The organism is Pseudomonas oryzicola, from assembly GCF_014269185.2.
GTDB lineage: Bacteria > Pseudomonadota > Gammaproteobacteria > Pseudomonadales > Pseudomonadaceae > Aquipseudomonas > Aquipseudomonas oryzicola.
In genome coordinates this window covers 2,999,773-3,011,147 of record NZ_JABWRZ020000001.1, presented here as the reverse complement: position 1 = coordinate 3,011,147, position 11,375 = coordinate 2,999,773, and the positions used below count along the sequence as shown (strand labels likewise).

The window sequence follows — 11,375 nt, the reverse complement described above, 5'->3', positions numbered from 1 at the left end:
TAGATACAAGCAGCCGGATGCAGTGTTGTCCAAATTTCAGGCTTTTTCTTGCAAGCCACTTCGAGTAGTTTACAGGTCGTTCACCCAGGGAGCAGAACATGCAAGGCAAGGCACGCAAGATCGTCCAGGCCATTCTCTACGAAGCCATCGCCGTGGCCTGTGTGGCACCCGCGCTGGAGCTGGCGTTCGGCGCAGGTATGGCGCAGTCGACCGTGTTGTCGGTGCTGATGTCGGGTATCGCGATGAGCTGGAACATGGCCTACAACTGGGTATTCGAACGCTGGGAAGCGCGTCAGCGCCGACCTGAGCGTACCTTCCTGCGGCGCCTGTTGCATGCCCTGGGCTTCGAAGGCGGGTTGGTGCTGATCCTGCTGCCGCTGGTGGCCTACTGGCTGGATGTCAGCCTGTGGGCGGCGCTGCTGACCAACCTGGCGTTGTTCGTGTTCTTCTTCGTTTATGCGTTTGTCTTCCAGTGGGGCTTCGACAAGGTGTTCGACGTGCCGCTTTCGGCGCAGCACGCCAAGTGTTGACTTCATGCCGCAGGACCGGCTAAGTTCTTGTCCATGAAAACCTTCCCGCACACCCACGCCATTATTATTACCGCCATTATCAGCTTGGCGGGCTAGCGCGTACGTGCACCGAACCCGCCCTGGAGGCGGGTTTCTTCTCTCTGACTCCTGGGCAACGTGAATAAGAGCCAAGGAGTTGCAATCGATGACCAGCCTCACTGTCGGCCCTCGTACCCCGACCACCGCGCAGCAACTGCTGTCGGAACAGGTGCGCCGTATTCTGTCCGCGCCGGTATACGACCTGGCTATCGAGACGCCTTTGCAAGCCGCCCCGGCGCTGTCGGCAAGCCTTGGCAACCAGGTGCTGCTCAAGCGCGAAGACCTGCAACCGACCTTCTCGTTCAAGATCCGTGGTGCCTACACGCGTCTTTCGCGGCTGAGCAGCGTACAGCGCGAGCGCGGGGTCATCACCGCATCGGCGGGCAACCATGCCCAGGGCGTGGCCCTGGCGGCCTCGCACCTGGGCATGAAAGCCACCATTGTCATGCCTACCACGACACCGTCACTGAAAGTGGAAGGTGTGCGTTCGCGCGGCGGCCATGTCGTGTTGCACGGTGAGAGCTTCCCTCATGCGCTGGCCCATGCGCTGCAACTGGCCGACAGCGAAGGTGCTACCTTCGTGCCACCGTTCGATGACCCGGACGTGATCGCCGGGCAAGGCACCGTGGCCATGGAAATCCTCCGCCAGCACCCGGGCGCGCTGGACGCCATCTTCGTGCCGGTCGGTGGTGGCGGGCTGATCGCTGGTATTGCAGCCTATGTGAAGTACCTGCGCCCGGAGGTGAAGGTGATCGGCGTCGAGCCAGAAGACTCAAACTGCCTGCAGGCCGCCATGGCCGCTGGCGAACGGGTGATCCTGTCGCAGGTCGGCACCTTCGCCGACGGTGTGGCGGTTGCGCAGATTGGTGCTCATTGCTTCGAGCTGTGCCGGCATTTCGTCGATGAAGTGCTGACTGTGAGCAGCGACGAGTTGTGCGCAGCGATCAAGCACATCTACGACGACACTCGTTCGATCACCGAGCCGTCCGGCGCGCTGGCTGTGGCCGGGATCAAGAAGTATGTGGCGCGCGAGGGCGTGCAGGGGCAGACCCTGGTAGCCATCGACTCCGGCGCCAACGTCAATTTCGACCGCCTGCGCCATGTGGCCGAGCGCGCCGAGCTGGGTGAACAGCGCGAGGCGATCATCGCGGTGACCATCCCCGAGCAGCCCGGCAGCTTCCGCGCATTCTGCCAGGCGCTGGGCAAGCGGCAGATCACCGAGTTCAACTACCGCTACTATCCGGGTAAGGAGGCGCGCCTGTTCGTTGGCGTACAGACCCACCCCGTGCACGATCCGCGTGAGCAACTGCTGGCCAGCCTGCGTGAACAGGGCTACAGCGTACTCGACCTGACCGACAACGAACTGGCCAAGCTGCACGTGCGGCATACCGTGGGTGGGCATGCCGCGTCGGGGACCAATGAGAGGGTGCTGCGCTTCGAATTCCCCGAACGACCAGGGGCTTTGCTGGGCTTTCTGGAGCGGTTGGGCAAGCGCTGGAACATCAGCCTGTTCCATTATCGCAATCATGGCGCGGCCCAGGCGCGGGTGTTCGCGGCGCTGGAAGTGCCGCTGGATGAGCAGGCCGGCTTGCCACAGGCGCTGGACGAGATGGGCTACCGCTACTGGGATGAGACTGATAACCCGGCGTATCAGCTGTTCTTGGGATAAGGTATTTTGGATCGGCCATTCCAGCGGGCGTCCCACAGTTATGCACGCCTTTGCTGGCCATCCAGTCGGGATACCGGTTCGCTTTCAGTGCACCGATATTCCGCGCTGTAGTCAGCCTATTGCAGGCGTTGGCTTTATTTAATGACTTGGTCGGTGGGCAGATAGGCAAAGGAAGCATGCTTGCTAAGTTCTGTAGGTAGCGCTATTTGAACGATAGGGATGATCTGCCGGTAGGCATCGTAATAGCGCTGTTGATCCCTTCTCGCCGCAGTCAGCCCGTTACTCCCTTTAAGATAGAAGAATGAATGGATGGGCAGTGTATTGCCTATGCCGCGAGACCAAGTAGAAAGGCGGAGTTCGTTTTGACTGATCCTCATGGTGTCAGAGTAGTTCATCCAGCCACGCGCCCAGAGGCTTGCCCAGAAAAAATGCGCGGACAGATGTTTAGTCCCAGGGTCCTGCATGCCGAACCCGCAAGGACCAAGATGCTTATTAGTGGCGGGGTTATATGACATTTTGATCCATTCGCGGGAATCCCAAATGCCTTGTTTCTGGCACATGCCGCTCTTGGGGTAACTGGAATAGGCCCCGCAACCCTTGTCCGCGCGATGATCTGTCGCCGCATCCATTGGGAATGCGCAGAGCACAGCAATATCGTTCTTCTTGCCGGGTGGCGTAAGTCGGCTGGGGTAGAATACGAGGCCGTTGGTGCCACCCCAGGCGAGTTTCAGGAATCTGGAATTATTTCTTAACCATGAGAAGGATACACCGCCACTTGCCACTGACTTGTCGCTAGGGTCCCACGGATAAAAGCTACCCATGCTGTCTGTAACGCGCAGCATGATACCACTGCATTCATAAGCTGGTTTGTCATGAGCGCCGCAGTCGAATACCCTCGAATTATACCAGTCCGTCAGTTCTGCTGCCGGGTCCGTCGTGCTTGTCAACGAAGCCGACGTTGAGAGGGTGGTTTTTTCAGGAGGAGGTAGCGTGTTACTGTAGGCTGAAAGCGCCGAGAGGGTTAGCGTTAATATTGCCAGTTCGCGCAGATATTTAAAATTCATCGCAAGATCCGCCATGTCGAAGATTGTATTGGCAGTAGTGTGTGGCGAATCTGATTGTTTCTGAGGTAATGGCTGGCGGACAACTGATAAAAATGTCAGTTGTTTATAAGGATGGGAGCGTTTACGGTTGGGGCTCAAGGAGTGATGCCGAGCACGGTGAGTTAGGGCACCGGGGGCTACCTTGATAAGACGCGACCGTTCCCGTTGCCGGCAACAGCCTCTTCGCGGCCAGGCGGTGCTCAGTCTCAGGTATGACCCCGACGACAAACTTGCGGAAGGTCTCCAGGACTTGAAGTCCGCCTGGCGCTGGAAGTTCCCGGTATCCGGCGCCGGCCTCAATGCGTCGACTGTTCAACGTTCGCGCATGAAGAAGCCGGCCACAAATTTGCGGAAAGTGTTCAGGCTCTTGAAGTCGGCATAGCGCTTGAAGTTCTCGGTATCCGGCTCGGGCCCGACTGGCTGTTCCAGCAGTGACACGGACAACACCCGATCCTGGTCCGAGGTCAGCACCAGTTCATCCATCACCTGCCCACCGATCACTGGCCGGCGCATCTGCACCTTCACGCCTTTGCTGGCCATCCAGTCGATCAGTGACACCAGCGCCTTGAGCGGTTCGCGCTCTTCATCGCGGTATACCGGGAACAGGTGCGCCCGCGACAGCACCGGCACGCTGGCCACATGGATCAGTTCGTAGTACTGGCTGCCAGCGCTGGTCGGCGAGTACAGCGCCAGGGCCAGCAACGGCCCGGCGGTGCGGCTGCCACCCCAGTACAGGTGGTGCCCCTGGAAGTCGAAGCCGTCTGCATTGCCGTGGTTGAACAGCTTGCGCCCTTTGACCTGGTCCAGGCAGTCCAGCAGCAGGCCGTGGCGGCGATGGTTGCCGAATACCGTGGCTTCGCGCAGGCGGGACTTGAGCATCATCATGTGCTTCATGTCCAGGTGGGTTTCCAGGTAGTTGCTGGCCGGCACCCGCTCCAGCAGCGGGTAGCGGCTGGCCACGCTGCGCAATTCGGCAAACTGCCCGGTCAGGTCACGTTTCAGGTGGCTGGCATACAGGTTGAGGCCGCTGGTTTCGATCCAGGTCAGCAGCAGCGCCAGCAGGCGCTGCTGCTCGCGCCGATCATTGCTGTCGCCGCCAGCACCGGTCGCGCCGCTGTGGAAATCACCGATCAGGCGCAGAGGGGTATCCGGAGGCAGCCAGGCAGCAGGCGGCGCGGGGTGGTTTTCGCGCTCGACGGCTTCCCGCTCGTCCTTGGTGAACGGGCAGCCGGGCGCATGCTCGGCTGTACCCGGGTTGTTCTTGAGAAACAGCGTGCCGGTGTTGCCGTTGAGGGTGACATTGAGCACCGGCAAGGCATCGCTACGGCAGTCGCAGGCCAGCCACTGGTTGGCGCTGCGCACCTTCATCAGCATCTGGTTGGCTTGCAACAGGCGCGGGCCGGCGAGGGTGCCGCTGGCAAAGCCGACCAGCAGCTCCTCTTCCGCGGGGGTCAGGCTCCGCACCAGTGTGGCGGTTTTGTCGATGATTCGCATGAAGCGGCTCCAGGCTACGAGCGCCAAGCTTCAGGCAAAGTCGCGCCGCTTTCAACCTGCCGCTCAGTTGCCGCCGAACAGCTTCGCGGCGCGGGCGCGAATTTCCTCGGGGGTCAAGTCCTCCTTATGGGTGGAAACGAACCAGATATTGCCGAATGGGTCTTTCAGGGTGCCGCTACGGTCGCCATAGAACTGGTCCGTCACTGCGCTCAGCTGGGTGGCGCCGGCGGCCAGGGCCTGGGCATGGACCCTGTCGCTGTCCTCGACATACAGGTGCAGCCCTACACCCGCGCCGGTGAGCTTCTGGCTGGCGGTGAGGCCGCCTTCCATGTCGCAGGGGTCGCCAAGCATCAGCGACGAATCACCGATCTTCAGTTCGGCATGACCAACGCGGCCACCCGGGGCGTCGAGGCGGAACATCTCGACAGCACCAAAGGCCTTTTTATAGAACTCGATGGCCTTGGCGGCATCGTTGATGGCCAGGTAGGGGGTGATGCTGTGCTGGCCTTCGGGAATGGGTCTGGCTGCCATGGTCGACTCTCCTTTGCAATGGGCGCCGGCGGGCGCCCTGTTGCTTAGAGTCGTTTGCGCGGATGGAAAATCGACACGATGGGTAGATCGATTGTCTATAAGCGCGGTGATCAGAAGATGTAGTCGGTGGTCAGGAAGCTCGACTGCCGGTTGCGGATGATCTCGCTGATCAGTTCCTTGTTGGCTGCCTGGAAGCGCGTTGCCACCAAGGTACGGATCGAGAACACGCGCAGGGCGTCATGCACCGACAGGGTGCCCTCGGCGCTGTTCTTGCGGCCATTGAACGGGTAGGTGTCCGGTCCGCGCTGGCATTGCGCGTTGATGTTGATACGCCCGACCTGGTTGGCGAAGGTGTCGACCAGGTGGCCAATGGTTGCCGGGTCGTTGCCGAACAGGCTCAGTTGCTGGCCGTAGTCGGAGTCCAGCACGTAATCGATCACCGTCTGCAGGTCGCGGTAAGGCACCACCGGCACCAGGGGACCGAATTGCTCCTCGTGATAAACGCGCATGTCGGGCTGCACGGGGTACAACACCGCCGGGTAGAAGAACGAGCCGCGGCTGGACCCGCCACCTTCGTTGAGCACCCGTGCGCCTTTGGCCTTGGCATCGGCCACCAGGCCGTCGAGGTAATCGACCTTGCCGGGCTCCGGCAGTGGCGTCAGCGCTACGCCAGGCTCCCAGGGCATGCCGGGCTTCAGTGCGGCCAGCTTGCGCTGGAACTTGTCGAGGAACGCATCCACCACGTCCTCGTGGACGAACAGGATCTTCAGCGCCGTGCAGCGCTGGCCATTGAACGACAGCGCACCGGTGACGGCTTCCTCGACGGCGTTGTCAAGGTCCACCTGCGGCAGGACGATGCCCGGGTTCTTGGCATCCAGCCCCAGCGCGGCGCGCAGGCGGTGTGGGCGCGGGTGGAGTTTTTTCAGGTCGCTGGCGGCCTTGTGCGTGCCGATGAAGGCGAACACATCGATCTTGCCGCTGGCCATCAGCGCGCTTACCGTTTCCCGGCCGCGGCCGTAGATGACGTTGATCACGCCTGGCGGGAAGCTGTCGCGGAACGCTTCGAGCAGGGGCCGAATCAGCAGTACGCCGAACTTGGCCGGTTTGAACACCACGGTGTTGCCCATGATCAGGGCCGGGATCAGGGTGGTGAAGGTTTCGTTGAGTGGGTAGTTGTAAGGCCCCATGCACAGGGCTACACCCAGCGGCGCGCGGCGGATCTGCCCCAGGGTGCCCTGTTCCAGCTCGAAGCGGCTGGAGCGGCGGTCGAGGTCCTTGAGGGCATTGATGGTGTCGACGATATAGTCGCAGGTACGGTCGAATTCTTTTTCCGAGTCTTTGAGATTCTTGCCGATTTCCCACATCAGCAGTTTGACCACTGCCTCGCGTTGCTCGCGCATGCGCGCCAGGAACGCCTCGACGTGCTGGATGCGCTCGGCCACGCGCAGGGTCGGCCAGGCGCCGCGGCCTTTGTCGTAGGCCTGCACGGCGGCATCGAGGGCGGTGAGCGCGGTATCGGCATCAAGCAGCGGCGCGCTGCCCAGTACCACCTGCTGGTCTTCGCTGCCTTGCTTGAGCCAGACTGGGCTGCGCACCGTGGCCAGGGGGCCGTCCCAGCGCCTTAGCTCGCCATTCACCAGATAGTCGCGTTGTTCCAGAGGGGCTTCCAGGCGCCAGGTTTCCGGGATGTTTTCGGCACTGGGGAAGAGTGAATCGAGCAGACGGTCCATGGGTACTGCACCTCACATTGCAGGGCGGGTTTAGAGCCAGGTGAAACGCTTCAGCTGCGAGCATGCACCGGCTGCCGGAAAAACACCAGTCTGGCCTAACATTGCCCCGGATGCCCGCCGGTTGCGCCGGCAGGCACCCGGGCAAGCTCAAAGCGGGAGGTTGAACAGATCGTATGGCGGGTGCGTCAACCATTGCTGGCGCAGGGCGGGGTCTGCGTCGATCACGGCCAACCGTCGCCAGAACTCCGCACGGGCATGCCTTGGACGGGACAGGAACGGTTCAAGCTCAAGCAAGGGCCTGAGATCGCGGCGGTACTGCAGCGGTAACCGCTGCCACAAGGCCGCTTCGGCCGGGCCGGTCTGTTCGAAGAACTCCAGGTAGTCGCCTTCGCACACCAGCAGGTCCACCTGATGCATGGCGTTATAGGCTTCGATCTGGGCAAGCAGCGGCGCATCCAGCCAGTCGCTCTCCAGGCGCAGGGCGTCTGCGACCGGGCGTGGCACATTGAAACCGTTGGGTAGCCGCAGCAGTTGGTTGTCGCCAATGTCGAGGATGATCGGCTCGGTAACCAGCTCCAGGCCTTGCGGCAACTCGCTGAGGAAACAGTTGTTCAGAAACAGCGTGGTCAAATTGCCCAGCCCGCGCAGGTCGGGGGCTTGCAACAAGGGGTTGCCCGACAGGTCCAGGACTGCGAGCCCGGAGCACCGGTCCAGCACTCGCTGGGCCTGGGCATCCCAGGTGATGCGGTTGCCATCCATATCCAGCCACCTGAGCTGCGCAGGGTTGCCCAGGCGGGGTAAGGTGTCGAACCGGCAGTCGCTCAGCAGCAGGCGCTTCAGGTTTGGAAAGCGTGCGTAGAACCCGACCGGCAACTGGCTGAGCAAACGGTTGTTGCTGAGCGACAGGTGCTCCACATGGGCGAAGTCGTCGGGCAAGGGCAGACTGGCCAGCGCCTGGTTGTCCAGTTCCAGGCTGGACAGGTCGAGGCTATGCAGGCGGTCACCCCCTGCAAGCGCTACGGTCGACAGCCGCCGCCAGGCGTTGAGGATGGGGCGGATCGCCTGATGCCGCTGGTGGGGACGCTGCGGGTCGGGCCGGGCCCATCTCTGCAGGTCGTGACGCAGGGTATCCAGGCGTTGCTGCAGGTCGCGCAGGCGCTGTGCAGGTGAGCGAATGTCATCAGCAGCCGGGGTATCCTCATCGTTGCCAAGCCAGTTTTCGAATTCCTGATCGGTGGCGTCCGGATACAGGCGGCGATAGGCCCCGGCCAGCGAGCCTGCCAGGCGCGGCTGATGCGGTTCGGGGGCGAGTGGCCGGCCGCCATGCAGACTACCTTTGGGCCTGCGCAGCAGCGCGCGCTGCCCCCACAATCGCTGCGCCAGTGTTGCCCTGTGCTGGTCGGCCCAAGCCAGCACACGCTGGCGTAGCGCGCTGCCATCGTCGGTGGAGATACCCAGCGTCCGGCGTTGCGAGGGCGGCAGGGCCTGCTCTACTGCCCGGCACAGGTCTGGGTCGCGCGCTGCAGCCGCAGGGCGCTCGCCCAGGTCGGCCTCATAGCCATGGGCTGTTTTGAGCACACGACAGAGGGTAGTGGCCTGGTCGTTGCCGACCTGATCCAACCGGGGGCCTTCGGGGCTGGCGCTGCGCAACTCCAGGCGCAGGTCGCCAGGCCAGCCGGGCATAGCGTCCAGTGCGCTGAACAGCAGGCGTTCGCTGTCGCTGCTGGCACGGGCCGGCTGAAGTACGCCTTCGAGCGCGCGTACCAGCGGCAGATCACTGTGCACCTGCTCCAGCGCCTGGCGAACCGGCGCAGGTAACTGGCTGCTCTGTTGCCAGGCGAGCATTTCGGCTTCATCCAGCGCTGCCAGAAAGCGCCTGGCCAGGGCGGGGGAAAGCCGTGGATAGGTGTCGAGCAGTTTCTGTGTCGACGGGGTAATGGCTGCGGTACCGTTGTACAGCCGTTCGAACAGGCCCGGCGGGACGCTGTCTGGCAAAGCCTCTACTTCGGCCTGTGCCGCCATGCGTTGCAGGGCATCGAGCAACAGCGGGGGCGTTGGCAGGCCCTCCAGGTGCACCCGGCGCAAGCGCGCGGCATCTAGGCCACAGAGCCGTCCAGCCTGCTCCAGCTGGTCTGGAGTGAAGGCGGTATAGGCCTCGCCAAGGCGGCGCGCCAGCTTCGCAAATGGCCACTGGCCGGGATGTTCATGCTGGCCGCGCCAGGCGCCTTGGGCATTATGCGCCAGCGGTGGCTGCCAGGCATCTGGCGTCTCGGGGTGAACCAGCCGCCACTGCTGCAGGGCGTTGTCGAACCGTTGTTCGAAGAGATGGCCGTCCATGCGGATGAAATGGCGGCCCTTGTACAGGTATTGGCCAAAGGTATTGGGCTGCAGATTTTCCGGCAGGACCATGGCACTGCGGTAGGGGGTGAGGTCTGCATTCCACAGCCGGTAGCGCCCATCGCTGCCGCGTACCTGCTGGAGGCTCTCCATCAACGGGCTGTTGAACAGCTTGGGTACTACCTTGCCAGCGGCCACGAAGCCGCCGATCAGGGCCAGGTTCAGGCCGACCGCCTCCAGGTGACGCAGTGCCAGGTGCCGGTCGCCTTCCTGCCAGGCCTCGTAGCCCTCGAAGGCTTCGCCGAGCAGTTGGCATGCGGTAACGGCCAGCATCAGGGTACCCACACACGGGATGAAGAAGCCGGCGATGTTCAGTACATCCAGGCCAAGGCTTTCCCATTCCTCCAGGCGCCTGGCTCGTGCGCTGGCATCGGCTGCTGCAGTCGGGACCGCCAGCAGGCTGGCTTCGTGCTTGAGGCGGGCCAGGTGCTGGTCCTGATAGAGGCCGAAAGGCTCGGCCGTGATGGCCCGACGCGTGGGACGCAGGTCTGCGTGTGCTGCACGTTGCCAGGTGCGGTCGTAGGCGGTGTTACCGGCAGCGTCGAGGTTCTGCTGCAGCAGGTCGAGAAAGTGCACGCGCTCGTCCTGGCTGATATAGGCCATGAAGGCCTGGCGGGCATCGGCATCCAGCAGCAAGGTCGCCAGTGCATCGTGCACCGCGCCCAGGTTGCTGCACTGCCGCAGTGCCGGGTCATGGCCGGGCAGGTACAGCGCCAACCCGGCGTGGCCGGCATCGATCAGCATGACTTCGTGCAGGGGCGTGCCGCACAGCGCCAACTGCCAGCACTTTACCTCGCCACCCTGCAACAGCCGCTCGACCTGATCACGCGTGCCGCCGTCGATAAGGTGCTGCAGGTAGGCAAGGTCGGCAGCCAGGCGCAGGCGGCATTTTTGCACCGCGATGGCCAGCGCCCGAGTGGCGGGCTGGGCGAAATGTTGTTCCAGGTGGGCCTGGTACGCGCCACCCAGGTCCAGTTCACGGCACAGTGTGGCGAAAGCGGCAGGGGCAACTGGCAGGCGCTGCACCCGGTAGTGCTCGGACTTCAGCGGAATGTGGGCCACAGGTACCTGCATGCCCAATGGTACAGAGCCTGATACATCGACCGCCGTCACCTGGATGTTGCCGCTCAGGGCAATGGCGCTCTCGGCGGTGAACGCCTCGTCGTCGGCGAAGTTCTGCAGGGCGGCCTGGAGCAGGCCATGGCGCTGATGACGATAGAGATAGCGCAGCCCAGCCCAATGCCAACTGCGTTCGACCCGCAGCAACTCGACGGTGTGCAACGGGGCGTGAATGCCTTGTTCGGCAAGGCGGCCCTGCAGCAATGGTTCAGCGAATTCAGTGGTCTGTTTCAGGCCCTTCAATGCGTGGGCCAGGGCCGCTTGCGCTCGCAGCAGGCGTGTGCTGCTGTCGTGCACGGCTTGGCGCAGGTCGGGGGGGGAGTTGGCGAACCAGCCCTGGGCCTGCCACGGGGCGATCTGGGTTCGCTGTAACGTAGTCCACTGCTCGGGTGTTACCTGATGGGTCCAGTGCGGCAGTTGCGCTTCGAGCATGGATTGATGGGGGTTGCTGGCAGGCATGGCGATGCTCCCTTTATGCAGAGATGGCATCAAATGTCATTTCTCAATAGCGAAGTGGTAAGGGGATAACGCAGGAGGGCTGGTTGATGAAAGTAGTCATTGGGCTGAGCCATTCAGGCAGGAAATTTGGCGCCATGAAAGGTTGTAATAGCTCGAAGAGGTGTCAGGAAATGCAATCAAAGGGTCGCTTGCGAAACGGTTTATGCACACCTTAAATTGAATCGATAGCAGACTTTGTGGATAAAACGCGCATATCCACAAGCCG

7 protein-coding genes are annotated in these 11,375 nt (G+C 62.5%); 2 read left to right on the top strand and 5 right to left on the bottom strand.

Annotated features, from left to right (window positions below):
• The first annotated feature begins 98 nt into the window (after positions 1-98).
• Positions 99-530 carry a PACE efflux transporter gene (locus HU760_RS13920; protein WP_186676790.1) on the top strand — a complete coding sequence of 144 codons (432 nt, stop codon included), beginning with the start codon at positions 99-101 and terminating at the stop codon, positions 528-530.
• A 184-nt stretch (positions 531-714) separates the two neighbouring features.
• Entirely contained in the window at positions 715-2,277 is a 1,563-nt protein-coding gene (gene ilvA, locus HU760_RS13915) for a threonine ammonia-lyase, biosynthetic (protein WP_186676791.1), read from the top strand.
• A 134-nt stretch (positions 2,278-2,411) separates the two neighbouring features.
• On the opposite strand, the gene HU760_RS13910 is transcribed toward ilvA, so the two are convergent.
• From HU760_RS13910 to HU760_RS13890, 5 genes are all read right to left on the bottom strand, one after another.
• A complete protein-coding gene (locus HU760_RS13910; protein WP_186676793.1) occupies positions 2,412-3,479 on the bottom strand; it encodes an N-acyl homoserine lactonase in 1,068 nt (355 codons plus the stop codon).
• A gap of 213 nt (positions 3,480-3,692) precedes the next feature.
• A complete protein-coding gene (locus tag HU760_RS13905; protein ID WP_186676796.1) occupies positions 3,693-4,874 on the bottom strand; it encodes a DUF8534 domain-containing protein in 1,182 nt (393 codons plus the stop codon).
• A 63-nt stretch (positions 4,875-4,937) separates the two neighbouring features.
• The gene (locus HU760_RS13900; RefSeq protein WP_186676799.1) at positions 4,938-5,405 is read right to left on the bottom strand and encodes a VOC family protein; all 468 of its coding nucleotides are present in this window, start codon (positions 5,403-5,405) and stop codon (positions 4,938-4,940) included.
• A 110-nt stretch (positions 5,406-5,515) separates the two neighbouring features.
• Positions 5,516-7,135: an NADP-dependent glyceraldehyde-3-phosphate dehydrogenase gene (locus HU760_RS13895; protein WP_186676802.1), complete on the bottom strand. Its 1,620-nt coding sequence runs from the start codon at positions 7,133-7,135 to the stop codon at positions 5,516-5,518.
• A 147-nt stretch (positions 7,136-7,282) separates the two neighbouring features.
• The gene (locus HU760_RS13890; protein ID WP_186676804.1) at positions 7,283-11,110 is read right to left on the bottom strand and encodes a leucine-rich repeat domain-containing protein; all 3,828 of its coding nucleotides are present in this window, start codon (positions 11,108-11,110) and stop codon (positions 7,283-7,285) included.
• Positions 11,111-11,375 lie beyond the last annotated feature (265 nt).

What these genes read in the sequence shown, in the direction of transcription:
- HU760_RS13920 (WP_186676790.1), top strand. Translation starts at nt 99, where the DNA reads ATGCAAGGCAAGGCACGCAAGATCGTCCAGGCCATTCTCTACGAAGCC.
- ilvA (WP_186676791.1), top strand. Translation starts at nt 715, where the DNA reads ATGACCAGCCTCACTGTCGGCCCTCGTACCCCGACCACCGCGCAGCAA.
- HU760_RS13905 (WP_186676796.1), bottom strand. Translation starts at nt 4,874, where the DNA reads ATGCGAATCATCGACAAAACCGCCACACTGGTGCGGAGCCTGACCCCC.
- HU760_RS13900 (WP_186676799.1), bottom strand. Translation starts at nt 5,405, where the DNA reads ATGGCAGCCAGACCCATTCCCGAAGGCCAGCACAGCATCACCCCCTAC.
- HU760_RS13895 (WP_186676802.1), bottom strand. Translation starts at nt 7,135, where the DNA reads ATGGACCGTCTGCTCGATTCACTCTTCCCCAGTGCCGAAAACATCCCG.
- HU760_RS13890 (WP_186676804.1), bottom strand. Translation starts at nt 11,110, where the DNA reads ATGCCTGCCAGCAACCCCCATCAATCCATGCTCGAAGCGCAACTGCCG.